The sequence below is a fragment of the Thalassospira sp. CH_XMU1448-2 genome (assembly GCF_037027285.1).
In the GTDB taxonomy this organism is placed as follows: Bacteria; Pseudomonadota; Alphaproteobacteria; order Rhodospirillales; family Thalassospiraceae; genus Thalassospira; species Thalassospira profundimaris_C.
Genome location: NZ_JAYMEA010000003.1, coordinates 166,366 through 190,595 on the forward strand (window position 1 = coordinate 166,366; position 24,230 = coordinate 190,595).

The window sequence follows — 24,230 nt, forward strand, 5'->3', positions numbered from 1 at the left end:
TGCTAGGATGGGTCATGATCCGACATCAGAAAATTTGGGCCGCCCTTGACCAGATCGCCAAAGACCACGGTTTGACACCGTCGGGTCTTGCGCGTCTGGCCCAGCTTGACCCGACGACATTCAACCGGTCCAAACGCACCACCACACAGGGCAAGGCGCGCTGGCCCTCGACCGAAAGCATTTCCAAGGTGCTTGCGGTGACCGATGTCAGTTTCCGTGAATTTTCCGAACTGGTTGATGGCAACGGGGCCGGGCGTATTCCGGTGATCGGCTTTGCGCAGGCTGGCAATCAGGGTTTTTTTGACGATGCCGGTTATCCGGTTGGCGGATCATGGGAAGACATCACTTTTCCGGCCCTGCATGATCCGACCGCCTATGGCTTGCGGATTTCCGGGGACTCAATGGCGCCGGTATTTCGCAATGGCGATCTGATCATTGTCAGCCCGGCATCAAACATCCGCCCCCATGACCGGGTTGTCGTCAAAACGGTTGATGGCGAAGTTCTGGCAAAGGAACTGATCCGGCGCGGCGCGCTTGGCGTCGAGCTGAAATCGTTCAACCCTGACTTTGAAGACCGGTTCATCCCCGCCGATCAGATTGACTGGGTCGCGCGCGTTTTGTGGTGCAGTCAGTAACCCGCACAAAACCCGCGACAGGTACTGAAATGCCCCGCCATCGGCATTTGCCAAATTCTGTTGTATTTTTTTCATCCTGATCATCCGTGATTGCGTCGAAACCGTATTCAAAATCACGTTGCGCATCCTTACATTAAGGAGAAGACACACAGACGTGTCGCGCATGGGGGAAAGGGGAATTCGTTTGACGCTGCAACGCCGCTATATCTTGCGCGCTCTGGCGATTGCACTTGCCTATTTCCTTTTTGGTTATGCCGGTTTGCAACTGCCCTTTTTTGGCAGCAGCGTCACCCTTGTCTGGCCGCCGTCCGGGATTGCACTTGCCGCCCTGATTGTCTGGGGCTGGCGATATTTTCCGGCCGTCTTTATCGGTGCGCTGGCTGTTAACCTTGCGACGTCGCCATCCATTAGCCTCGCCTTTCTGATTGCAACAGGCAATACCATTGCCGCCATCGGCCCGGCATTGCTTGTCCGGCGGTTTTGCGGGACCTACCCGATTGGCCTGTTCCGAAACATGCTGATTTTCCTGTCGCTCGGGTGCGTGCTCAGCCCTGCCCTGTCCGCTCTTTTTGGCGCGACATCGCTCAGTCTTGTCGTGATCGGGAATTTTGGCCAGTTCCCGCAAATCTGGCAGGGCTGGTTCTTGGGGGATCTGGTCGGCGCAATTGTTGTCGGGCCACTTGTGATGCGCCTGATGAAATGGCGTCAGTTTGGCCGGATGGGCCAGCATTATGGTGAACTGGTCTTTATCTGTGTTGCCGCCATCGTTATTTCCTCGGCGGTACAGACCACACCACTGGTCTCGAAACCCGAATTTCTGTTCATCTTTGTCTCCCTGCCTTTTGTGATCTGGGGGGCGACGCGGTTCGGGCTTCTGGGTGCGACACTCGTCAATACCATCATTGTGGCTGACATCATTGTCTTTGCGGCCCTTGGCAACAATACATTCGGGTCGGTCGGGATCAATACCGGCCTTCGCAACCTTTATGGCTATCTGATCGCCGTATCGGTCGGGACCCTGTTCCTTGCAGGCGGACTGGAGCGCATTTCCTTTATCACGACGCGCGCACGTGACGGCCGCCTTTCTGATGACGTGCATCGCATGCGGCGCACCCTTTCGATTGTGATCGGTGTCATCGGTTTTGGCGTGTCATCACTGGCATCCTGGTACACCTATAGCCAGCTGGTTGCGGCAGAACGCGTATCGACCGAACAATACCGGCTGGCCTTTGAGGCGTCCCTTCGCGAAGAACTTGGCCGTGCGACCGATGCACTGGTCGCGGTCAAAACGCTGTTTGACGTCCATGGCAGTGTTTCTGCCAATACGTTTGACGCAATGATTGCCCCCTGGGTCAGTCGCCGTCCGGGGATTGCCGCCCTCGAATGGGCGCCGTTTATCGAAGGCCGCGCCCGCGCCCTGATAGAAGAAAATGCCGCCTTGCGCGGGGTTCCGGATTTCCAGATCCGCGAACTGGTCGATGGCAAGCGACAAGCCGCCGCCCAGCGCGACGGGTATTACCCGATTTTCTTTGTGTTCCCGCGTTCAGGTAACGAAGCCGCTATCGGCTTTGATCTGGCCAGTGAGGAAACCCGCAGACGTGCGCTTGAGACGGCCCTTCTGACGGGAAATGTCACCCTGACCGAACCGATCAAACTGATCCAGTCAAACTCGGCGGTTGCCACTGCACTTGCTTTTTTGAGCGTTGAGAACCGGCGCAACCCCGATGGTCCGCCACTGGGACTTGCCGTGGGTGTCCTGCGCCTGACCGACATGATCACGCGGGCTGCGCGCGTGGCACGCATGCCGCTTGATTTTGAAATCCATCTGGCCGACCTGAAATCCAGATCCGATGCACAGCTGATCTATTCCAACCGGCCGACTGACTATGCCATTGATCATATTCAGCACGAACTTGAAAGACCGTTCAATCCAACTGTTTCAAATTTCACCTTTGGTTATCGCGACTGGACAATTGTCTTGCATCCGACCAAGTCCGGACTTGCCAGCCTGCATTACTGGCAACCCTGGGCGATCCTTGTATTTGGCAGCATGATCAGCATTCTGTTGCTGATTTATCTGCGGTCGCTCAACCGCACGGAAAAATATGTTGTCGATCTGGTTGCCCGCCGGACCGAGGAACTTGAAAACGCAAGTACCGCTGCCGAACGGGCAATGAATCAGGCCCAGCAGGCCGACCGGGCAAAATCGGAATTCATCGCGCATATGAGCCACGAATTCCGATCCCCGATGACATCTATCCTTGGCTATACCGAACTTGCCAGTGACAGTCTGGACAACAAGGATTTCTCTGTCGAAACCTTGCGCGGGTACCTTTCGACCATTCGCGGGGCGGGGCGTCATGTCCTTTCGCTGATCGGTGATGTTCTTGATATTTCCAAGATCGAGGCCGGACGCCTGATCCTTGAAGAAGTGCCCTTTGATCTGCGCGGGATTTGCGAGGAAGTCACATCAATGATGCTGGTGCCCGCACGCGCACAGAATAACCGGCTGCATCTTGAAATCCCGGCGGACATGCCACGCTGGGTCACCGGTGATCCGGTCCGCTTCCGACAGGTCCTGACCAACCTTGTCTCCAATGCGATCAAATTCACCAAATATGGCAATATCCATGTCACCGTGACACCGACCACGGTCACCGATGATGATCTTGGTTTCCGCATTTCCGTGCGCGACGAAGGGATCGGCATTCCGGCCAACAAACTCGAAACCATTTTCGAGGCCTTTGCACAGGTCGAAACATCGACGTCACGCCGCTATGGCGGCACCGGGCTTGGGCTTGCGATCTGTCAGCGCATGGTTGAGGCAATGGGGGGCAAGATCAGGGTCGATAGCCAGGAAGGAAGTGGCAGCACATTCTGGTTTGAATTGACCCTGCCGCGCAGCTCTGCTGCTGCAGCGGCGGAAAATGCGGAAATCGAAGCTCAAACCGACGAAGATCTTGAAAAGGTCCCGGTTACCGGCAGGAACCTGCTTCTGGTCGAGGATATCGAGATCAATCGCATCCTTGCCCAGAAACTCCTTGAACAGCAGGGGCACATCATCACCCCGGCAGCCAATGGTCAGGATGCCCTTGATATCCTTGCAAAACGGGATTTCGATGCGGTTCTGATGGATGTGCATATGCCCGTCCTTGACGGGATTGAAGCCACGCGACAAATCCGCGAATTTGATGACCCCGTAAAGGCCACCATCCCGATCCTTGCCCTGACGGCAGATATTTCCAATGACAATCTTGCCGTCTTCCGGGCAGCGGGATTTGACGCCCATTGCACCAAACCACTTGATATCAAGGCCATCAATAGCGAATTGATGCGCCTTGAAAGCCGGATGCTGGAAAACCGACGCGCAGCACAGCAAAAAACCGCCCCCTGATCGTTTGATCCATTGTAACAGGGGCGGTACCGGATTTTATTTTTCAATCCCGGTCATCGCGCGCAATTCGGCGGCAACATTGGCCCCGGCAGTCAGGATGGGCGCGCCTTTTTCAAGGGCATCGGGCGCACCAAGATAATCATTGGCCCAGCCACCGGCCTCACGCATCAAAAGGATGCCCGCCATGCAATCCCACGGATTGATATGGGGTTCGTAGTAACCGATCAACCGGCCCGCCGCGGCATAGGCCATCATCAATGCCCCTGATCCGTTGCGGATAAAGATGCCCTCGCGGTCGAGCAAATCCTTGATGAAAGGCGTGATTTCATCACTGCTGGTGCGATGAGACATGCCAAGCCCCATCAGGCCCTCACTCACAGAATTCGCCGTGCTGGCCTTGATCGGCTCGCCATTGGCCTCGGCCCCCTCGCCCAGTCGGGCGGTGAAAAGTTCCTTGTTGCAGGGCTGATAGATCAGACCCAGCACGATTTCACCGGCCACAACCAGTGCAATGGAAATGCACCAGCTTGGCATCTGGTTGACAAAACAGGCCGTGCCGTCAATCGGGTCAATCACCCAAAGGCAGTCATTGCTGCCCTGCTCGATCCCCATTTCCTCGCCAAGAAATCCGTCTTCGGGAAAGGCATCATGAATGCGGTCACGAATGATTGCCTCGACGTTCTTGTCGGCAATACTGACCATATCAAGGGCGTTGGTCTTTGCCTCGATCTCAAGGTCACCGGCGGTGCCATCGTAATAGGACATCGCGCGCTTGCCCGCGGCCTTGATCACATCCCGTGCATGATCAAAGCGCGCGTTGATATCAAGTTTGATGTCACTGCCCATGATGGCTTCCTTTCGGGTAATGGTTCTGATCGGTAAATTTTGTTCATAATCAAACAGATATACAAAATCTGCGGCCCGCAGATATCGCAACTTTTCATGACAATTTTCAGGCAGCGCCAAATGCGATCTTTTCTTTGACCATCCTTGGGCAAAAATCCTATTCTCACCCCCGGAATTGACCGCCCCACCGGCAGCGCCGCGCCAAGCGGACGCGCACAAGACTGATCAGGAGTACAAGAATGGGCCACGCCGCCACTGATAGCACCCCCACCACCTGGACCTGGTACAAGGGCGAATGGCATGAGGGTAACCCGAACATCATGGGTCCGCAAACCCATGGTGTCTGGATGGCATCGACCGTGTTTGACGGTGCGCGCCGTATGAATGGCAAGATGCCCGACCTTTATCCGCATTGCGCGCGTGTGCTGCGCTCCGCCAAGTTGATGGGTCTGACACCCAAAATCACGACCGAGGAAATTGTTGCCCTGGTCAAGGAAGGTGTTCAGAAATTCGATCCGGCACTTGCCCTTTATATCAAGCCGATTGTCTATGGTGGTGAAGGCTTCCTTGCCCCGAACCCCGACAGCGCGCAGTTCGTGCTGTGTCTTTCGGTCTCTGACATTCCCGACGCCATCGAGACCGGCTTTACGGCACGCAAATCAAGTTTCCGCCGCCCGTCACCGGAAAGTGCCCCGACCGAGGCCAAGGCAGCCTGCCTCTATCCGAATGTCGGCCGTGCCGTGACCGAGGCGACCGAGTCCGGTTTTGATACCGGTGTGATGCTTGATCCGATTGGCAATGTGGCCGAGTTTTCCTATGCCAACCTGTTCTTTGCCAAGGATGGCACGGTCTATACCCCGGCCATCAATGGCACGTTCCTTAATGGTCTGACCCGTCAGCGCGTCATTGCCCTTCTGCGTGAAAACGGCGTCGAGGTTGTCGAGAAAACCTGCAAATACGAGGAACTCGAAGCTGCCGACGAAATCTTTGGCACCGGCAACTATTACAAGGTTGCACCCTGCGTCAAACTTGATGACCGCAACCTGCAGCCCGGCCCGATCACACGCCGCGCACAGGAACTCTATATGGCCTTCACCGCGGCCAGCGAAGACTGACAGCCTGCGTATTCCAGACAAAAGGGCCGGTTATCCGGCCCTTTTTTATTGCCCGCCTTGTATCGCGGCCTTGATGCCACTGGGGAAGTTACTGTGCCAGCGGCACGGCAACGTTACTTCCGGCAACAAAGGGATATTTGGCAAAGATCGATGCCACTGCTGATCTGACTGTTTCATTAGGCGCCTCGCGCACCGCACTTGTCACACGCGCAACCGCCGTTCCTTCCCAGACCATCTGTCTGGTCACGCGGTTGACCATATCAACCGTCAGGGTCCCCTCGGTATAGGTATCGACATAACCGGGTTCGACATAGCCCGGCCAGCCAACATACATTCCGCTGCGATATCCGTAATAGCCGCCAACATAGACCGGCGGGGCTGTTCGCGTTTTTTCCTCGGTCTTGAGATGGAAATTGATCAGGATATCGGGATTGCGAATATCAACGCGATAGCCGCGCGCTTCAAGGGCGCTACTTATGGCATCCTCGATCCGCTGCCCTGACAGGGTCTGATACCGGGCCTCGGTATCCTTGCCTGCGGATTCAATAAAGGCAAAGGTCTGGAACTGGCCGAAATCGGCCGCCGGATCAACATCGGTATAGACGCGCGGGCCGCTTGCACAGGCCGCAAGCATTCCAGCCAGAAGCCCCGCAACCGCCAGTTTCAATCTTTGCATAATGTCGGCCCCTTTTTGTTCAGTACAGAACTGTCTTTAATATATGACGTTTGAACCCGACAATACCATCACCAGAAATTGGTTTCATGATGGCAATCATAAATTGCATCACAGCAATTGCTGCGCCGTCTGACGCAAATCCTCGATTTCGTCATCAAGGATGGCACGGTCATTCATCGCATGGGCCAGAATGATCGCCCCTTGCCAGCGCACAATAATCCGTCGGCCTTCGGTTTCGGCCTTTGTCGATACCATGCCCGCTGCCACGAACTGCATGGCCAGCCAGTCAACAAGGTCATCAAACACCGATTGTCCGATTGCGCGCGCATCATCAAAATCCGCATCCGGCGGCAGATCAATCATCAGGCGCGCTAACGGGCAGCCATGGCGCACCCGACGCGGGGTCATGGCATCAAGATAATCAAAGAATTTGGCAACGCGTTCGCGGACCGAACCATCTGGCGCAATACTGGCCAGAAGCGGTGCGAATTCACCCTGAATGGTTTCAAGTGCGGCGCGCGCCAGATCATGTTTCCTGGGGAACCGGTAAAATACCCCGCCTGCGGGCAATCCGGCTTCGTTGGCGACGGCCTGAATGGTGGCCGCGTGATATCCGTCGCGCCAGATCACATTCATTGCCGCACGGGCAAGCTTTGTCCGTTTTTCCTCGGAACTGAGTTTGCCCGCCATCACAGATCCTTATTCTGATCAATTAAGTAAGTTAACTAACTTGATATGTGAAACTCCAGATATTGTCAATGTGACATCACCTCTTCGCAGCCGTTCCCGATACACCGGACCTCGTAAAAATGCCGCCAGACGGATCTGGCGGCATATGCAGGTAGTTAAGATGTCTATCGGTTCAGCCCGGATCGTAACAACAAACCAAGATTGCGGGGATTTTCCCCGACCCGACGCCAGGCATAAGCCCACCAGTCATGCCCGAACGGCGCATAAAGCCGCAACCGGTATCCGGCATCACGCAATTCACGTTGCAAGGGCTGGTTCACGCCATACAGCATTTCAAATTCAAACCGGTCGCGCGTCCAACCATTCTGATCGGCAATTTGCCCGATCCGGATCGCAAGATCGCGATGATGGGTACCAAACACCGGAAAGAACCCGGCATTGCGCGCAGCATCCGACAACATCCTGCCTGCAAGCTTCAGATAATTGGCATCGATATCGGGACGCTTGGTAAAGGCCACCGTATCAGGCGGGGCCATGGCGCCCTTGACCAGCCGTACCATCGCCCCGCGCGCAATCATGCTCTCAAGATCGGTTTCTGTTCTGAACAGACGGGCCTGTAACGTCTGGGCGACCGGAATGCCCGCATCGGCAAGACGATGATGCAGGGCAAGCGTATCATCGATCATGTCGAAATCTTCCATATCGATCATCAATCGGATAGTGCGGTTATTTTTGCGCTGCGCGGTTCCGTTTGCAGCCGTTCGGATCAGTCGGGCAATGTCATCGACATTTTGATCAAGGACTTCCTTGCCCTGCATATAGCCAAGCTGCGACGGATCGATGGAAATATGAATATCCCCGCCCGCCTGATCGAGCTTGGGCACAAGCGCCCCCAGCTGTGCTGCTGTTTCATGGACCTGGGCAATGTCGGTGACATATTCGCCAAGATAAAAGCTTGATATTCCGATGCCCTGTTCGTGCAACCGGATGGCGCGTGCAACATGTCCTTCAATATTGCTCGCACTGACAAACTGATCGGCAAGACCGGTCTTGCGTCCAATGGCCTCACCGGTGCGACGTATCGGCTTGTTGCAGGCAACAGCGATCATGCATTTCTGCCAGATACCCATTGATTACTCCTTCGTGGTGGCGAATATGCAGGTAACATGAAAGCCGATATTGCTTATTGAACGATATGCGCCACAGACCGGACAAATTTTGACGATTTACTGCGAAAATTGAACCCTTTGTCATTGCGGTGTATCACAGTCACGTCTGACACGATTTCAGAAAAAATAAAACGGGAGCCCCCTTGAAAAACCGTCAATTCACGCTTGCTGACATTCGTAATGCCATCTCGGCCGGTGTCATCAGCGAAGAGTCTTTTACAAGGCTTGAAAGCTTCCTTGTCGCGCAATCGCATGAAGCCGCCGAAACCGAAAAATTCACCCTGTTTCGCGGTATGAATGACATCTTCATCGCGCTGGGCGTCGTGGCATTAAGTGTTGGCTGGTTCATCCTGTGGGGCATGCTGACCGATAGTCCGGCCTTCTGGGTTGCGCCGCTTCTGGCGATTGCCGGTTATGTCGCATTGGCTGAATATATCGCGGGCAAACTCAAGGCGACCCTGCCATCAATCGCGATCATGGCTGCCCTTGGCGCGACCATCATGCTGTACGCCTTGGCGCTGTTCATGCCGTTTTACGGCACAGGAAGCGGCCTTTCGACCCTTGAAAGCATCATCGAATTTGGCGAGGAATCTGCCAATATTCTTGTGCTTGTGACCGTGATCGGCTTTGCCTTTCAGGTGGGCTTTTTCCTGCGATACAGATTGCCGGTATCCTTCGCACTGATTGCGGCGGGGATCCTTGGTGTGGCCTGGGCGGCACTGACGGCCGCCATCGGCCCGGCGATTGCCGACTATCTGAATTACCTGATTACCGCGACCGGGTTGCTGTTGCTTGTCCTTGGCGTCTTTATCGACAGCCGCGATCCCGAACGCATCAATGGCTGGGCGGAATGCGCGTTCTGGCTTTATGTGATGGGCGCACCGATGACCATCCATTCGGTTGCCATCGCCTATGAGGCATCGGCCTGGGTGATGGTTCCGCTGATTGCCCTTGCCATGCTGTTCTCGCTGGTCGTGGATCGCAGATCACCGATCATCAGTTCGCTGATCTATGTCGGCTATCTGCTGCAATCGGGCTTTGAAGGTGTCGCCATCGACCCGTCTGTGACCATTGTTCTGGTCTGCTTTATCATTGGCGGCCTCGTCATGGCATTCGGGGTTGGCTGGCAAAAAGCCCGTCATGTCCTGCTTGCACCATTTGCCGACCAGCCCTGGCGGCGTTACCTGCCGCCAAGCTAGGTCACAACCAGCCACACAAACAAAAGGCCCGCATCATGACGATGCGGGCCTTTGTCATTTTACGTTCTGATTGCTAATCAGGCGCTCAGATCTTCACCGGCAAGCGCGCGGTCGATCAGGGCAACGCTTTCATCAATGCCATACAGGGCAATGAAGGAACCCATACGCGGGCCCTGTTCCTGACCGAGCAGGATTTCATAAAGCGTTTTGAACCAGTCGCGCAGGTTCTCGTAATTGTGGTTTTTGCCAACCGTGAAGACTTCGGTCTGGATGTCAGACGGATCGGTGCCCGGTGCGACTTTGGCAAGCGTATCGCGCAGTTCGCGCAGGGCGGCCTGTTCGGCCTCGGTTGCGGCACGGTATTTCTTCGTCGGTTTGACGAAATCGCTGTAATAGTTGATGGCATAGCCAACCAGCTTGTCGAGATACGGCGAGCTTTCCGGGGTGGCACCCTTGGCATAGCGCGAAATGAACTTCCACAGAAGCGCACTGTCATCGGTGTTGCAGACCGAAACAAGGTTCAGCAAAATCCCGAAGGACAGCGGAATTTCGCGATCCGGCGCCGTACCGGCATGGATGTGCCAGGCCGGGTTCTGAAGGATTTTTTCCGGGTCGGTTTCGGTTTTCAGCTTTTCGGCAAAGGTCAGATATTCATCCACGGTTTTCGGGATGACATCGAAATACAGACGCTTTGCGGTTTTCGGTTTCTGGAACATGAACAGCGACAGGCTGTCTTCCGGCGCATATTTCAGCCAGTCTTCCATCGAAAGACCATTGCCCTTGGATTTCGAAATCTTCTGGGCGTTCTCGTCAAGGAACAGCTCGTAGTTAAAGCCTTCTGGCGGCGTACCGCCAAGGGCCTTGACGATCTTGTTGCCAAGCTCAACCGACGGAATAAGGTCCTTGCCAGCCATTTCGTAATCAACACCCAGCGCATACCAGCGCATCGCCCAGTCGGGTTTCCACTGCAATTTGCAGTTCCCGCCAGTAACCGGGGTTTCGACAAGCTTTCCGGTTTCCGGATGTTCGTAAACGATGGTCCCGGCTTCGACATTAAGCTCGGTCACCTTGGCCATCAGAACCTTGTTGGTTTCCGGTTCAACCGGCATGAACGGGCTATAGGTCGCGCGGCGTTCTTCACCAAGGGTCGGCAGCATGATTTTCTGGATCGCGTCATAGCGTTCCAGAAGACGCAAAAGAGCGGTATCAAACATGCCCGAACGGTAACATTCGGTCGAAGATTTGAATTCATATTCAAAGCCGAAACCGTCAAGGAATTCACGCAGCTTGGCATTGTTATGATGCGCAAAGCTTTCGTGGGTGCCAAACGGGTCCGGAACACTGGTCAGCGCCTTGCCAAGATGCTCGGCAACCATTTCCTTGTTCGGGATATTGTCCGGCACCTTGCGCAGGCCGTCCATATCGTCCGAGAAGCAGAAAAGCTTGGTCGGGATATCGCACATGGTTTCAAATGCACGACGGACATAGGTCGTACGCGCAACTTCACCAAAGGTCCCGATATGCGGAAGCCCCGACGGACCATAACCGGTTTCAAAAAGGACATAGCCCTTTTCAGGCGCCTTCTGTTTATACCGCTTGACCAGCTTGCTGGCTTCCTGAAAGGCCCAGACGTTGCTGTTAAGTGCGGTATCTCGAAGATCGGCTGTCATTTTTGAAACCTTGTTTGTCAGTTGTATCGTTGAAATCACATGGAAATCTTATGCACGCCCGATCACCCGGATCGCGTGCGTGCGCGAAGCTATACCTCACTTTGTCCCAAGATCAAGCCTCTGTTACGCATGGCTGCCAAATAATCGCGGAACGCATCATAATTTTTGCAGCCCTTCTCCACATAAAACAGGCATGGGAAAAACCTAAACAGAGGCCCCATGCCCCCCTATGCGTAAGTGTAGTTGAATTCCGGCCATACCGTCCAGATATCCAACCCAAGCGCGCACGCGGAAAAGAATTTAAATTTTTCGCACAATATCCGCACACAATAACGCAGATAAGAACTGATCAAAAACCATACGGAAAGATAAAGCCACGACCGGATTCAGTTTGATGTTTTCGTGTTGTTATGGGGAGCCACAACAAGGTGACGCACGATCAGGTCGTCCAACAAGGAAGCGACGAGCTTTCGCCAGACAGTGCCGATCAGAGATTTGAACGCGTGGTCGAATACGCACCAAATGCCATGATCCTGATCAGCGCAGGAGGCCTTATGGAAATGGTCAACGCCCAGACCGAAATCATTTTTGGTTATGCGCGATCCGAATTGCTTGGCCAACCGATTGAAATGCTGGTGCCCGAACGGTTTCGCGCGCGCCACCCGGCCCTGCGCGGGTCGTTTTCAAAAAACCCGAACCCGCGTCCGATGGGCCCGGGACGGGATTTATATGCCTTGCGCAAGGATGGCAGCGAGTTCCCGGTCGAAATCGGCCTGAACCCGATCACCAGCGGCGACCGCCACCAGATCCTTGCGGCGATTTCCGACATTTCCGAACGCAAGCATCGCGAAGAACAGATCGCGCGATCCCTCCGTGAAAAGGAAACCCTGCTTTCCGAGGTCCATCACCGGGTCAAAAACAACCTGCAGATCGTGCATAGTCTTCTGGATATGCAAACCAGCTCTGTCATGGACAGCCAGGCCCGTCAGGCGCTGATTGACAGTTGCAACCGTGTGCGATCAATGGCGCAAATCCACCAGTCACTGTATCAAAGCGAAGACATCGCCAAGGTCAATTTCGCCAATTTCTGCGAAGGCCTTATTTCATCGCTTTTTGCCGCCTATAATATCGACATCGAACGCATCCGCGTCATTACCGACCTGACGGAAGTCGAGCTGGCCATTGATCAGGCTGTTCCATGTGGGCTGATTGCCAATGAATTGATTTCCAATGCACTGAAACACGGCTTTTCTGACGGTTACAGTGGCGAAATCCGGGTCTCCACACGCATGGAGACCGAAAATGTCGTGGAACTTTGCGTTTCAGATACCGGGCGCGGCATGCCCAAGGATTTCAACATGTCGACAAATAGCGGCCTTGGCTTGCAGCTGATTGAATTGCTGGTCGATCAGATTGGCGGAAATCTGGTCGTTGATACTTCAAGGGACACCACCTTCATCATCCGGTTTACTCTGGGAAACTGAAAAGGAACTGATCGGGGATGCATCATCCGGTCCATGTCATGATTGTCGAGGATGAACGTGTAATTGCCCTGCATTTGCGCAAGCAACTCGAACGACTGGGCTATGAGCGCACAAGCGTTCATAACGCCGGCTATGATGCACTCAAGGCAATCGAGCGCGATCCGCCCGACATCATCCTGATGGATATCCGCATTGATGGCGATATTGACGGTATTGAAACGGCTGCGGGCATTCCACCGCACCTGTTGATCCCGGTGATCTATCTGTCTGCCCATTCCGAAGACGCCACCCTTGTCCGTGCGCAGAAAACCCGTCCCTATGGTTTTCTGATCAAGCCGTTTTCCGAACGCGAACTGCATGCCACCATTCAGATGGCCCTTGAACGTCGCGTTGCCGAACTGGCCCTTCGCGATACGCAGCAACGTCTGTCACTGGCAATGACAGCCGCCCAGATGAGTTGCTGGGAAATTGATGTTGCCACCCGTCAGGTCCAGCGCACCGGCCTTGGCAGTTTCAGCCACCTTCAGGAAACCGAAACCATCACCGAAAGCTGGGATGATTTCCTTGAACGGGTGGCCCCCGAAGATCGCGCCATGGTCCGCAAGGCCTTTACCTTTGCCATTCACAATGGCGAGTTCTACGACATCGTTTTTCGCACCATTGATGAAGAACGCGGATATCGCTGGCTGCGTGCACGCGGCAAACTGTTTCCCGCGGATCGCACCAGCGCGATGCGCATCATCGGCATGACCCAGGACATCACCGATCAACGCCATACCCAGGATAAATTGCGCGAAGCCATGGCGGTCTATGAGACCACGCAGGATGGCATCCTTATTCTTGATCCCAAACTGAATGTCACCAATGCCAACAAGGCCTATTACCGGATTACCGGGGCCAATGCCAAAAACACGCTGCATCATCCGCCCTATTTCATAACCCCTGAAAAGCTGCCCGCAGAACAGTACAAGGAACTGCTTCTGGCCTTGCAAAATCGCAAACACTGGCATCAGGATATTGATACCCAGAATACGGGCGGCGGTCCGATATCGCTGGCGATCCAGATCATCGGGGTCGAGGATGATGACGGTAAACTGACCCATTTCGTTGCCATCGTTTCGGATCGCACCGCCATCCGGCAAGCCGAACAGGAATTGCATTACCTTGCCCAGTATGACGGCCTGACCAGCCTGCCCAACCGTCTGCTGGCCACCGACCGCCTGAACCGGGCGATCGAGCGTTCCGAACAAACCGGCTCGATTGTCGCCTGTCTGTTTCTTGATATTGATGATTTCAAGAATATCAATGACACGCTGGGTCATGCGGCAGGCGATCAGGTGATCCTGATTGCCTCGACCCGTATCAGGGCAGTGACAGAGCGCACCGACACCATTTCGCGTCTTGGCGGGGATGAATTCCTGATCATTCGCGAAAATCTCAAAAGCGAGGTCGCGGCGGCAAATCTTGCCAACAAGATCATTCAGGAACTCGAACGCCCGTTTTACATTGTCGGTCAGGAAATGACGCTTTCGGCCAGCATCGGCATATCTTTCTATCCTAACCATGCGTCCTCCTCACAGGACCTGATCCGGCTTGCCGATACCGCGATGTATGCAGCGAAGGATCGTGGCAGACGGACCTATGCGTTCTATGAAACTGAAATGACCGAGAACGCCACCCATTACATGACCAGATCGCTTGAATTGCGGCGCGGCCTTGAAAACAATGAACTGGTCCTGCATTACCAGCCACAGATCGATGCAAGAACCGAACAGATGGTCGGTGTCGAAGCGCTTCTGCGCTGGAACCATCCCCAGCACGGTCTTCTTGGCCCGGCGGAAATCATCCCGATTGCCGAACAAAGTGGCCTGATTGTTGAAATCGGGAACTGGGTCATTCGCGAAGCCTGCTCACAGGCCCGCCAATGGCAGGACGAGTTTGACAAGAAAATCCGCGTTGCCGTGAATGCTTCGGTTCGGCAGTTACGATCAGAGGGCTTTGCCGAAGCTGTCCAGCACGAGCTTGCCCTGTCGGGCTTGCCCGCCGAATTCCTTGAAATTGAAGTCACCGAAAGCATGATCCAGGACGAAGCGTCAATGATCAAGACGCTGCATGAATTGCGCGAAGTCGGCGTCTTGCTTGCGATTGATGATTTCGGGACCGGCTATTCCTGTCTGCGGTCGATCAAAAGCCTGCCGATCAAACGCATCAAGATTGACCGCGCCTTTATCAAGGGCATTCCCGACAAGACCGATGATGTCGCACTGGTCGAGGCCATGCTTGCCATGGCCGGGTCGCTTGGCCTGCTTGTCACGGCCGAAGGCGTTGAAACCCGTGAACAATACACCTTCCTTCGTGCCATCGAAGGCATCGAGTTGCAGGGCTATCTGTTTGGCAAACCTGTCCCTGCGTCAGAAATCACTGCCGACAAAACCCCCAAGGCAAAGTTTTCATAAATCCGTCCCATATCGCCCGACCCCGCCGAACGCCCCCAAAAGCATTGTCCTTTCCCAATACTTCCGATCAGGTTTCAGCAACTTGTCGATGTAAATTCACTTGCAAGTTATTGAATTAACGGCTGGTGTCGCCATATGCGATAAATCTCACCAAAGCATAGGTCGGAAGGACGGCTGCATGAATCTCTCCTCCTTGTCGCTTGGCGCAAAGCTCACGCTTGTCAGTGCGTTCGCCATTGCTGTTTGCCTGATTGCGGGCATTACCCTGCAAACCATTCAAACCAGCAAGACAACAGAACAGTTGACGGTGGGTGAGGCGCGCGGTGTTGCCAAACACCATGCCGAACAGGCCAGTCAGGTTCTCAATAGCGGCATGTCGATTGCCAGACAGCTTGCCGGCGGTTTCCGTGCCATCCGTGAACAGGGCGGCGCAGACCGCAAGGTCTATAACGAAATTCTCAACCGCACCCTGATTGATTACCCGTCGCTTGCCGGTGCCTGGTCGGGGTTTGAACCCGATGCCCTTGATGGCAAGGATGCCGACTACAAGGACGAAGGTGAGCCGTTTGGCGAAGGATCAGGACGCTATGTCACCTATTTTTATAATTTCGGTGACGGCATTACGCCCTATCATCTGACCGGCCTTGATGACCCGTCGGTCAATGAATATTACACCTCGCCGCGTGACACCAATAAACCCTATGTCACCGATGCCATCACCTATGACATTCAGGGCCGTGATGTTGTTCTGACATCCTTTGTCTATCCGGTGCAGGACAAATCTGGAAAATTCCTTGGAGTTCTGGGCGTTGATCTTGAACTGAATGCGCTTTCCGAACGCTTTGCCGAACTCACACCGTTTGAAACGGGAACGGTCAATCTGGTTTCGGCACAGGGCACCTGGGTTGCCCACGAAGATCCGGCCATTCGCGGCACCAAGCTTGACGCCAATGACCCGGTTCAGGCCGCCATCCTCGAAGTGATGAAAAGTGGCGAACCGCAGCGCATCGACGATGACAAAGACATGCATATGATCGTGCCGGTGGAAATTTCAGGTTACCCCAATCAGTGGGGTGTGGTCGTCAATGTGCCGCTTGCCACCGTCTTTGCCCCGGCAGACAATCTGCGCAATGCAACCCTGATTGGCGGTGTGGTCCTTTTGGCAATTGTGATTGCAGTTGTGCTGTTTTCGACCACCACGATGGTGCGTCGCCCGATGACATCTGTTGCCGGGGTGATTGACCATCTGCAAAAGGGCAATTTCGCCATCGACGTGCCCTATCTTGAGCGCAATGACGAAATCGGTGCCATTGCCAAGGCACTTGAGGCCTTCAAGGAAGCATCGGCTGGCATGCAGCAGGCCGAACGCGAAAAGCTTGAAGCCGAACAGCGCGCCAGTGAGGAACGCAATCGCACCCGGCTGCAAATGGCTGACGAGTTTGAAAAGTCGGTCGGCTCGATTGTCGTCAATGTGTCTGACAGCGCTGAAAACATGGAAAGGGTTTCCCGCCAGATGCGCAATGCTGCAGATCAAAGCGCTGAACAGGCCGTTGTCGTTGCCGCCGCCGCTGACGAAGCCAGTGCCAATGTTCAGACCGTGGCATCCGCAACCGAGGAACTGTCTGCCTCCATTCAGGAAATCAGTTCGCAGGTGGCAAAATCGTCTGATATTTCCAGCACCGCTGTTGAAGAGGCATCGCGGGCCAATGCCATGGTCACCGGCCTTGCCGAGGCTGCGGACCGCATTGGCGAAGTCGTCAGCCTGATCAACGATATCGCAGCCCAGACCAACCTGCTGGCCCTGAACGCCACCATCGAGGCTGCGCGTGCCGGTGAAGCAGGCAAAGGCTTTGCCGTTGTTGCACAGGAAGTCAAAAACCTTGCCAACCAGACCGCCAAGGCAACTGATGAAATTGCCCAGCAGATCGGATCTATCCAGTCCGAAACCCAGAACACTGTTGGCGCGATTGAACGGGTGACCGAGACGATTTCAAACATCAATGAAATCGCCACCGCCATTGCATCTGCCGTCGAACAGCAGGGTGCCGCCACAGCCGAGATTTCGGGCAATGTTCAGCAAGCTGCGGCGGGCACGAACGAGGTATCATCCTCAATCGGGATCGTGCGCAATACGTCGCAAGAAACCGGCGAAGCAGCATCAAACGTCCAGGTCGGGGCAACCCAGCTTGCACAGGAAGCCCGCAATCTTGATGCACAGGTCAAAAACTTCCTTGATCGTCTGCGCAACATCTAGGCGCACGACAGGCGGACATCACACAAAATTAAACGGCGGCACTCCTCGCGGGTGCCGTCATTTTGTTGATAGCAATCCCGTTCGGTGGTTGAATTGCTTTTCGATACAAAGACCTTGCGCCCTTATTCAAGGAATATACCGATGCTGCCACTTCCTGTGACGACTGTGACCGTTGCGATATTTGCCCTGATGCTGACTGTGCTGAGCCTTGCGGTATCGTTCAGGCGGCGTGACCTTAATCTGGCGGTCGGGGATGGCGATGATCGCATCTTGCGCCGTCGCATCCGCACCCATGGCAACTTTATCGAGAATGCGCCGCTTTGTGCGCTGGTTGTCCTTGCGGTTGAAGCCATTCTGGCAACATCGGACATGGTCTGGGTTGTGGCCGGTCTGCTGATTGCAGCACGTGTCCTGCATGTCATCGGCACCTTCAAGCGCCTCAACAAGCGTCTGGTGGCCCCGGCCATGGTGATCCAGCATGTGACCATGATGATTTGCGCAATCTGGCTACTGGTGCAAAGCTTTCACAATGTAATGGGCGGGATGATGTGATGACCGGTCCGGTCAAAATGTCCGACGTTCCTGCCAAAATCGCAACCTGCCCTGCCCCGGCGCGTCAGATACTGACCCAGATCAGAAACTGGGTTCATAGCCTTGCCGTAGGGATGGATGGTGTGGGGCCGCTTGATGAAAGCCTTAAATGGGGCGAGCCCGCCTGGCGTCCGAAATCGGGGGCCGGCACCACCATTCGCGCGGACTGGAAGGCAAAAACCCCCGATCAGGTCATGATCTTTTTTGACTGCAAGACCGATCTGATCGACCGCACGCGCAGCCTGCTATCATCCGAACTGACCTGTGAAGGCAACCGGGCGATCATCCTGCCCCTTGACCGCCCCTTACCGGAAGACGCGATCAAAACCGCACTTGGCTGGGCACTTCGATATCATCTGGATCGCAAGGCATCCTGATCGAAAGCGGGCCTATTTCGCAACCGCCGCCAGCGTATCACGCATTGCCTGCAGATCACTGTTCAGGCGCTTGGCCGTTTCGATATCAAGCCCGGTCGCCTCAAGAATGCAGGGCGGGACTTCACGCGCCTTTTCCCGCAACGCCTTGCCCGCGTCGGTCAGATTGATGCGCACAGACCGCTCGTCTTTCGGATCGCGCTTGCGCATGACAAGGCCATTGGCCTCCAGCCGTTTCAAAAGCGGGGTCAACGTACTTGATTCCAGATACATCTTTTCCCCGATACTGCTGACCGACTGATCATCTTCCTGCCAAAGCGTAACCATCACCAGATATTGCGGATAGGTCAGGCCAAGCGCATCAAGCAGCGGCTTGTAAATACGGTTAAAGGCATGGGTTGCAGAATAAACCGAAAAGCACAGAAACTTTTCAAGCTGCAAAAAGTCTTGGTTTGATGTGTTTTCCATCGGTTCATCCTGTCTGAAACGGGGCGGGATCTGGCATATGCCGGATCATTACGGCTTGTCTTGACATATATCGGCATGCGGGTCGGGTCAAATATCTGCGGCGACTTTCAACACGACATCCGCATAACCCATTGATTTCATATATATTTCATCACACTCCCTGATCCTGCATCCTTGCAGAAAATCAGGAGTTCTGGAATCAGGGTCAGAGATATTATATCTCACACGATTTAATTACAAGCGATTTAATTGCATTCCTGATATCTCCATTTTTATATCGCACACGATTTAATTGTATGCGATACATAATTCACCGAAACGACACACCGCCCGGTCACCGGGCCTTATCAAAGGAACAGACCCATGAGCCCATTCAAAACCAAAGTTGCCGCCGCTGCATTTTCTGGCGTACTGGCACTCTCGACGGCGATTGCATCTTCGGCTGCCTTTGCTGAACCGGTTCTCGAACCGGCCACCCAGAACTTCATCAATGTCCTTGAAGCATCCGGCGGCCCGGCGATCTACACCCTGACACCAGCTGAAGCCCGCAACGTTCTGGCCGGTGCACAATCCGGTGAAATTGCCAAACCGGCTGTTGATATCACCGACACCGTCTTTGCCGTCGGCCCGACCGGCCAGACCAATGTACGCATCATCCGTCCGGCGGGTAATCAGGAACGTCTTCCGGTGATCGTGTATTTCCACGGCGCAGGCTGGGTGATGGGTGACAAGGGAACCCACGACCGACTGGTTCGCGAACTTGCGGTTCGCGCCAATGCCGCCCTGGTCTTTGTCGATTATGAACGGTCGCCCGAACACCGCTACCCGGTCGCCATCGAACAGGATTATGCGGTGACCAAATATGTCGCCGAACATGCCGAACAGCTGAATGTCGATCCGACCCGTCTGGCGATTGCCGGTGACAGTGTCGGGGGTAACATGACCGCCGTGGTCTCGTTGCTGGCACAGGAACGCAAAGGTCCGGCGATCACCGCACAGGTCCTGTTCTATCCGGTGACGGACGCGAACTTTGATAACGGATCCTACACCAGCTTTGCCAATGGCCCCTGGTTGACCCGGCCCGCCATGGAATGGTTCTGGAACCAGTATCTGCCCGAAGGCATTGACCGTACTGATCCGAAAATAACGCCGATCCATGCGACACAGGATCAGCTTGCCGGTCAGGCCCCTGCCCTTGTGATCACGGCTGAAAACGATGTCCTGCGTGACGAAGGCGAAGACTATGCCCGTAAATTGTCGCAGGCTGGCGTTGATGTCACCGTCACCCGCTATAACGGCACGATCCATGATTTTGTGATGCTCAATGCCCTTGCTGACACCCCGGCCGCCAAAGCAGCAATCGCCCAGGCCGGTCAGTATCTGCACAACGCCCTTCACGGGGAATGATCACAAAACTTTCATACTCTCTTTCGGGTAGGCGCGGTTGCGCCTGCCCACCCCCGGCGACATATGGAAAAGACAGCCGGGTAATCACCGAAACCAAACCATTGATCAAACAAAGGATGAAAACCATGTCTGTTGATGTCAAATACACCGCACAAGCTTCTGCAACCGGTGGCCGCGATGGTCGCGCCAAAACCGCTGATGGTTCGCTTGATGTCAAGCTGACCACGCCAAAGGAACTTGGTGGTGCAGGTGGCGACGGCAACAACCCCGAACAGTTGTTTGCCATGGGTTACTCGGCCTGTTTCATCGGTGCGATGAAGTTCGTTTCTTCCCAGGGTGGCCCAAAAGTTCCGGCTGATGTTTCTGTCACTGCCGATGTCGGTATCGGCCCGCGTTCTGCCGGTGGATTTGGTCTTGCTGTGACCCTGACCATCTCGCTTCCGGGCCTTGACAAGGCCGAGGCCGAGAAACTGGTCGAAGAAGCGCACAAGATCTGCCCGTATTCGAACGCAACGCGCGGCAATGTCGAAGTAACTTCGGTGATTGCCTGATTTTATCAGTTCCCCCCTGCTGGTCAGCAGCCCCCATTTGCTGATCGGCATTCAAAGGCCCGGTGTCACCCCGCACCGGGCCTTTTCTTTGTTTTTCAGATCGTCGTTCATTAAACTGTTGCCGATCGGGTTGTGGGCGCCGATGATCCAGCCCGTCACAATAAATATTCAGAAAATCGGGAACTTATCATGTCCAAGCAGCTTACCCTTGTTGTCTATTCGCGCGCCAAACCGGGCATGGAGGAAGAGCTGGGCAAGCGGCTTCTGGCCCTTGTCGAACCGTCGCGCGCCGAAGAAGGCTGCATCAGCTATGACATGCACCAGTCGCAGGAAGATCCGGCCGTCTGGCTGGCCTATGAAAACTGGCGCTCCGAAGAAGACCTTGCCAGCCATTTTGAACAGCCTTATCTGCGCGCCTTTGCCGATACCAAGGACGAAGTCCTTGACGGCCCGCTTGATATTCGCAAATTCACGATCAAGTCATAACATCTGACCGGATCGGCTTTAAACCCGTGCTGTTTGCCCTTTTCCTTTCGGCCCTGACATCGGCAACCATTCTGCCCGGAACGTCCGAGGCGGCCCTTGGCGCAATGGTTGCTGCGGGCGATCATGCCATCTGGCTTCTGGTCGCCATCGCAACCCTTGGCAATGTGCTGGGCTCTATCATCAATTGGGGGCTTGGTCTTTATGTCGATCACTTCAAGGATCGCCGCTGGTTCCCGGTTTCGCCCGACGCACTGGACCGTGCATCACACTGGTTTGGCAAATACGGGCTCTGGTCACTCTTGCTTGCATGGCTTCCGGTTATTGGCGATCCGCTGACCCTTTTTGCAGGCGTCATGCGGGTTCGCTTCATACCGTTTTTGATCCTTGTCACCATTGGCAAGGCCGCACGCTATGCCATGATTGCCGGTGGCACAGCTTGGCTTGGATCATTATTTTAACACCCGAAATCACGCCAAATATCTGAACATGTTTGATAATAAAAGTGCGACATGTTTCAAAATAATGTCAAAAAATCCACCAATGATTTAAATATAAAAATATAAATCAATTGTAATTGTGCGCCGATAATGTCTTCCTTTGGCACAACAGCGCTATGGAAAATGCATTTCATAGCCTGACCAAAAGGATCTTTATTATGCCAATGACAATCGCCACATGGGTTAAACCCGCAATCTGGGGCGGCGTTGTCGGTGCTGTCCTGATCACCATCGTCGGTTTCAGCACCGGCTCGGTCGTATCTGGCAGCACAGCCGAAAAGATGGCTGAAACCAGCAGCAAGGAATCTGTTATTGCCGCCATGGCGCCTGTTTGCGTTGCCCAGTTCAAGACGCTGACCCCGAACAATCAGATGGCGGAACTTGCCGCCCTGAAAGAGGAAAGCTCTTACAAGCGTGATGATTTCGTCATCGCCAAGGGTTGGGCAACCATGCCGGGCAGCGAAGAGCCGCGCAATGACATTGCCCAGCGCTGTGCATCGCTTCTGATGGACATGACCAAAAGCTGATTGGTCCATCTCCGGGCCCGTCACGGCCTTTGGCCAAAACGGCAAATGAACCAAATCAAAAAACCGCAACCGGCATCACATCCGGTTGCGGTTTTTTTGTAAAAATCGTCCCCGCCTTCCTCTGAAGGTCAATTTTGTTCAATAAAGCCCGCATCCGTCATGGCAGGTTTGGAGCAAGGAAAAGCCCCACAGAGGAAACCAAACGCATGCTCCCCTTTAGCGCAACCATGAGCCTGTATCTTTCGATGGCAAGCTTTGCGCTTGCCGCCTCGATCACCCCCGGCCCGGTCAATATTCTTGTCCTGAGCTCGGGCGTTCAGTTCGGTTTCCGGCCCTCGCTCCGCCTTGTTTTCGGGGCCACTGCCGGATTTTGCCTGCTTTTGTTGTTGATCGGGCTTGGCCTGCATCAGTTGCTTGAAACCTTTCCGCAACTGACCACCGTCATCCAGTGGGCCGGTGTTGCTTTTCTGTTATTCATGGCCTGGAAGCTGTTTTCATCAAATGGTGAACTTGGCAAAAGCGATGCCGGTTCCGGCCCCTCCGTCATGACCGGGGCGGTGATGCAATGGCTAAACCCCAAGGCATGGCTGGCCTCGATCGCCGGGATGGGGGCCTATGCCTCATCCGGGGCACCGACCCTGATCTGGGAATTCACTGCGATCTATTTCGTCATCTGTTTTGCGGCGATCGCATGCTGGGCCTATGCCGGGGCGTTTTTATCGCGTTTTCTGGGCGAACCATCGCGCATCCGCATGTTTAACCGGGCGATGGCCATATTGCTGGCCGCCAGTGCGATCTATCTGATTTTGGGATAACCCCCACACCTTGCTCCCCCTGCAAACCTGCAAATATCAAGGTGTGAACTTCAAGGCGGATCATTGTATCCGCCTTTCTTTTTTGAACGGTCTAGACCGCCCGTCGTTGAACCTATGAGCCCGAAATTCTAGTAACTTTCTCTCGACAGCCAAACCTCTTGGTCGAGTATCTTGCCACTGGAGCGAAATAACTTAATACGCTGAAGTTCCGTTTTCACGCGAGCCATTAGTGCTGCCTTGTCTTCTGCTGAGAAAGCTTCAGATGCCTCCAGCTTTTTAGCAAAATCCTCTGGAAGAGTATTAATATGTTCGCGAACAAACGCCTCGATCTCGCGCACCTCCGAAGAACTCTCCTTCTTCTGATTTGGATAAGCTTCCTCCAAATATCCTCGGACCAGTGAACAGATATCGCTGGCCATATCAATGAGTTCATACTTCTTACTCTCGTAAGTCACTCGCTCGATTTCGTCAGTCGAGACACCTGCCTCAGTTAACATTTTCTCGATCTTCTGTCGTAGTTCGAAACGTTCTCGGCGACTAAGGTGCGAGTCCCAGCGACCTAAACGGACGGCTACAGAGAGCAAGTACTCGGAAGTCAAAATTGAGAGCCCTCGCAGCTCTGCAACCAAATCCCTCGCCTCTTCCATAGTCTCCTCCCACGTCTCAGCTTCAACTCCAAACCCTTTAAAGCGCTTAAACTGCGACAAGAAGGCAAAAATCAGCATAACAGCGCCACCACCAATCGCGGTCCCTGCCTCTGCCAATTTACCGAGATAAACGTGATACGTGCCTAGGCAAAAACTGATACATCCCAAGAGGGCTAAAACGCCTTTGACCACATTTCCCAAAGACCCGCCCATCGTTTTGAGCCTCATTGCATCCGGCCGTTGCTTCAAATGCGCTCTCCTTGGAATGAGTAAGGAACC

22 protein-coding genes are annotated in these 24,230 nt (G+C 54.4%); 15 read left to right on the top strand and 7 right to left on the bottom strand.

Features of this window, described 5'->3' with window-relative positions:
- Window positions 1-14: 14 nt before the first annotated feature.
- The gene (locus tag WA318_RS13290) at window positions 15-635 is read left to right on the top strand and encodes a LexA family transcriptional regulator (protein ID WP_114098649.1); all 621 of its coding nucleotides are present in this window, start codon (window positions 15-17) and stop codon (window positions 633-635) included.
- Window positions 636-819: 184 nt separating this feature from the next.
- On the top strand, window positions 820-4,029 hold the full coding sequence (locus WA318_RS13295; protein WP_336081796.1) for a CHASE domain-containing protein: 3,210 nt from the start codon (window positions 820-822) through the stop codon (window positions 4,027-4,029).
- 36 nt (window positions 4,030-4,065) lie between these two features.
- On the opposite strand, the gene WA318_RS13300 is transcribed toward WA318_RS13295, so the two are convergent.
- A complete protein-coding gene (locus tag WA318_RS13300; RefSeq protein WP_114098687.1) occupies window positions 4,066-4,875 on the bottom strand; it encodes an inositol monophosphatase family protein in 810 nt (269 codons plus the stop codon).
- Window positions 4,876-5,114: 239 nt separating this feature from the next.
- On the opposite strand from WA318_RS13300, the gene WA318_RS13305 reads away from it, so the two are divergent.
- A complete protein-coding gene (locus WA318_RS13305) occupies window positions 5,115-5,990 on the top strand; it encodes a branched-chain amino acid aminotransferase (RefSeq protein ID WP_114098647.1) in 876 nt (291 codons plus the stop codon).
- A gap of 88 nt (window positions 5,991-6,078) precedes the next feature.
- On the opposite strand, the gene WA318_RS13310 is transcribed toward WA318_RS13305, so the two are convergent.
- The 3 genes from WA318_RS13310 to WA318_RS13320 all read right to left on the bottom strand — a co-directional run bounded on the left by WA318_RS13310 (window position 6,079) and on the right by WA318_RS13320 (window position 8,486).
- On the bottom strand, window positions 6,079-6,666 hold the full coding sequence (locus WA318_RS13310) for a DUF4136 domain-containing protein (RefSeq protein ID WP_336081799.1): 588 nt from the start codon (window positions 6,664-6,666) through the stop codon (window positions 6,079-6,081).
- A 108-nt stretch (window positions 6,667-6,774) separates the two neighbouring features.
- Window positions 6,775-7,356: a TetR/AcrR family transcriptional regulator gene (locus WA318_RS13315; protein WP_336081802.1), complete on the bottom strand. Its 582-nt coding sequence runs from the start codon at window positions 7,354-7,356 to the stop codon at window positions 6,775-6,777.
- A gap of 164 nt (window positions 7,357-7,520) precedes the next feature.
- Window positions 7,521-8,486 (bottom strand): proline dehydrogenase family protein, encoded by a 966-nt coding sequence (locus WA318_RS13320; RefSeq protein WP_336081804.1) that lies wholly within the window; start codon window positions 8,484-8,486, stop codon window positions 7,521-7,523.
- Between the two features lie 182 nt (window positions 8,487-8,668).
- On the opposite strand from WA318_RS13320, the gene WA318_RS13325 reads away from it, so the two are divergent.
- Complete coding sequence (locus WA318_RS13325; protein ID WP_336081806.1) at window positions 8,669-9,724, top strand: hypothetical protein; 1,056 nt, start codon at window positions 8,669-8,671, stop codon at window positions 9,722-9,724.
- Between the two features lie 77 nt (window positions 9,725-9,801).
- On the opposite strand, the gene WA318_RS13330 is transcribed toward WA318_RS13325, so the two are convergent.
- Window positions 9,802-11,394 (bottom strand): lysine--tRNA ligase, encoded by a 1,593-nt coding sequence (locus tag WA318_RS13330; protein WP_336081808.1) that lies wholly within the window; start codon window positions 11,392-11,394, stop codon window positions 9,802-9,804.
- A gap of 428 nt (window positions 11,395-11,822) precedes the next feature.
- On the opposite strand from WA318_RS13330, the gene WA318_RS13335 reads away from it, so the two are divergent.
- From WA318_RS13335 to WA318_RS13355, 5 genes are all read left to right on the top strand, one after another.
- Window positions 11,823-12,878, top strand: a complete 1,056-nt coding sequence (locus WA318_RS13335; RefSeq protein WP_258548728.1) for a sensor histidine kinase — start codon at window positions 11,823-11,825, stop codon at window positions 12,876-12,878.
- 17 nt (window positions 12,879-12,895) lie between these two features.
- Window positions 12,896-15,334 (top strand): two-component system response regulator, encoded by a 2,439-nt coding sequence (locus tag WA318_RS13340; protein WP_336081812.1) that lies wholly within the window; start codon window positions 12,896-12,898, stop codon window positions 15,332-15,334.
- A gap of 178 nt (window positions 15,335-15,512) precedes the next feature.
- The gene (locus tag WA318_RS13345) at window positions 15,513-17,588 is read left to right on the top strand and encodes a methyl-accepting chemotaxis protein (protein ID WP_336081813.1); all 2,076 of its coding nucleotides are present in this window, start codon (window positions 15,513-15,515) and stop codon (window positions 17,586-17,588) included.
- Window positions 17,589-17,729: 141 nt separating this feature from the next.
- On the top strand, window positions 17,730-18,140 hold the full coding sequence (locus WA318_RS13350) for an MAPEG family protein (RefSeq protein WP_114098636.1): 411 nt from the start codon (window positions 17,730-17,732) through the stop codon (window positions 18,138-18,140).
- On the top strand, window positions 18,140-18,556 hold the full coding sequence (locus tag WA318_RS13355; RefSeq protein WP_336081816.1) for a DUF1801 domain-containing protein: 417 nt from the start codon (window positions 18,140-18,142) through the stop codon (window positions 18,554-18,556). The genes WA318_RS13350 and WA318_RS13355 overlap by 1 nt, the downstream gene beginning before the upstream one ends.
- A gap of 12 nt (window positions 18,557-18,568) precedes the next feature.
- On the opposite strand, the gene WA318_RS13360 is transcribed toward WA318_RS13355, so the two are convergent.
- Window positions 18,569-19,021 (bottom strand): MarR family winged helix-turn-helix transcriptional regulator, encoded by a 453-nt coding sequence (locus WA318_RS13360; protein ID WP_336081818.1) that lies wholly within the window; start codon window positions 19,019-19,021, stop codon window positions 18,569-18,571.
- A 363-nt stretch (window positions 19,022-19,384) separates the two neighbouring features.
- On the opposite strand from WA318_RS13360, the gene WA318_RS13365 reads away from it, so the two are divergent.
- The 6 genes from WA318_RS13365 to WA318_RS13390 all read left to right on the top strand — a co-directional run bounded on the left by WA318_RS13365 (window position 19,385) and on the right by WA318_RS13390 (window position 23,304).
- Window positions 19,385-20,428 carry an alpha/beta hydrolase gene (locus WA318_RS13365; RefSeq protein WP_336081820.1) on the top strand — a complete coding sequence of 348 codons (1,044 nt, stop codon included), beginning with the start codon at window positions 19,385-19,387 and terminating at the stop codon, window positions 20,426-20,428.
- A gap of 125 nt (window positions 20,429-20,553) precedes the next feature.
- Window positions 20,554-20,979: an organic hydroperoxide resistance protein gene (locus WA318_RS13370; RefSeq protein WP_114098686.1), complete on the top strand. Its 426-nt coding sequence runs from the start codon at window positions 20,554-20,556 to the stop codon at window positions 20,977-20,979.
- 189 nt (window positions 20,980-21,168) lie between these two features.
- A complete protein-coding gene (locus tag WA318_RS13375; protein ID WP_114098632.1) occupies window positions 21,169-21,465 on the top strand; it encodes a putative quinol monooxygenase in 297 nt (98 codons plus the stop codon).
- Between the two features lie 26 nt (window positions 21,466-21,491).
- Window positions 21,492-21,923 (top strand): YqaA family protein, encoded by a 432-nt coding sequence (locus WA318_RS13380; protein WP_336081826.1) that lies wholly within the window; start codon window positions 21,492-21,494, stop codon window positions 21,921-21,923.
- Between the two features lie 197 nt (window positions 21,924-22,120).
- Window positions 22,121-22,489: a hypothetical protein gene (locus WA318_RS13385; protein WP_220150320.1), complete on the top strand. Its 369-nt coding sequence runs from the start codon at window positions 22,121-22,123 to the stop codon at window positions 22,487-22,489.
- A 206-nt stretch (window positions 22,490-22,695) separates the two neighbouring features.
- Entirely contained in the window at window positions 22,696-23,304 is a 609-nt protein-coding gene (locus tag WA318_RS13390; RefSeq protein WP_336081830.1) for a LysE family translocator, read from the top strand.
- A gap of 128 nt (window positions 23,305-23,432) precedes the next feature.
- On the opposite strand, the gene WA318_RS13395 is transcribed toward WA318_RS13390, so the two are convergent.
- Window positions 23,433-24,200: a hypothetical protein gene (locus tag WA318_RS13395; protein WP_336081832.1), complete on the bottom strand. Its 768-nt coding sequence runs from the start codon at window positions 24,198-24,200 to the stop codon at window positions 23,433-23,435.
- Window positions 24,201-24,230: the final 30 nt, after the last annotated feature.

What these genes read in the sequence shown, in the direction of transcription:
- WA318_RS13320 (WP_336081804.1), bottom strand. Translation starts at nt 8,486, where the DNA reads ATGGGTATCTGGCAGAAATGCATGATCGCTGTTGCCTGCAACAAGCCG.
- WA318_RS13345 (WP_336081813.1), top strand. Translation starts at nt 15,513, where the DNA reads ATGAATCTCTCCTCCTTGTCGCTTGGCGCAAAGCTCACGCTTGTCAGT.
- WA318_RS13365 (WP_336081820.1), top strand. Translation starts at nt 19,385, where the DNA reads ATGAGCCCATTCAAAACCAAAGTTGCCGCCGCTGCATTTTCTGGCGTA.
- WA318_RS13385 (WP_220150320.1), top strand. Translation starts at nt 22,121, where the DNA reads ATGCCAATGACAATCGCCACATGGGTTAAACCCGCAATCTGGGGCGGC.
- WA318_RS13315 (WP_336081802.1), bottom strand. Translation starts at nt 7,356, where the DNA reads ATGGCGGGCAAACTCAGTTCCGAGGAAAAACGGACAAAGCTTGCCCGT.
- WA318_RS13290 (WP_114098649.1), top strand. Translation starts at nt 15, where the DNA reads ATGATCCGACATCAGAAAATTTGGGCCGCCCTTGACCAGATCGCCAAA.
- WA318_RS13390 (WP_336081830.1), top strand. Translation starts at nt 22,696, where the DNA reads ATGCTCCCCTTTAGCGCAACCATGAGCCTGTATCTTTCGATGGCAAGC.
- WA318_RS13340 (WP_336081812.1), top strand. Translation starts at nt 12,896, where the DNA reads ATGCATCATCCGGTCCATGTCATGATTGTCGAGGATGAACGTGTAATT.
- WA318_RS13355 (WP_336081816.1), top strand. Translation starts at nt 18,140, where the DNA reads ATGACCGGTCCGGTCAAAATGTCCGACGTTCCTGCCAAAATCGCAACC.
- WA318_RS13330 (WP_336081808.1), bottom strand. Translation starts at nt 11,394, where the DNA reads ATGACAGCCGATCTTCGAGATACCGCACTTAACAGCAACGTCTGGGCC.
- WA318_RS13300 (WP_114098687.1), bottom strand. Translation starts at nt 4,875, where the DNA reads ATGGGCAGTGACATCAAACTTGATATCAACGCGCGCTTTGATCATGCA.
- WA318_RS13370 (WP_114098686.1), top strand. Translation starts at nt 20,554, where the DNA reads ATGTCTGTTGATGTCAAATACACCGCACAAGCTTCTGCAACCGGTGGC.
- WA318_RS13310 (WP_336081799.1), bottom strand. Translation starts at nt 6,666, where the DNA reads ATGCAAAGATTGAAACTGGCGGTTGCGGGGCTTCTGGCTGGAATGCTT.
- WA318_RS13305 (WP_114098647.1), top strand. Translation starts at nt 5,115, where the DNA reads ATGGGCCACGCCGCCACTGATAGCACCCCCACCACCTGGACCTGGTAC.
- WA318_RS13360 (WP_336081818.1), bottom strand. Translation starts at nt 19,021, where the DNA reads ATGGAAAACACATCAAACCAAGACTTTTTGCAGCTTGAAAAGTTTCTG.
- WA318_RS13350 (WP_114098636.1), top strand. Translation starts at nt 17,730, where the DNA reads ATGCTGCCACTTCCTGTGACGACTGTGACCGTTGCGATATTTGCCCTG.
- WA318_RS13375 (WP_114098632.1), top strand. Translation starts at nt 21,169, where the DNA reads ATGTCCAAGCAGCTTACCCTTGTTGTCTATTCGCGCGCCAAACCGGGC.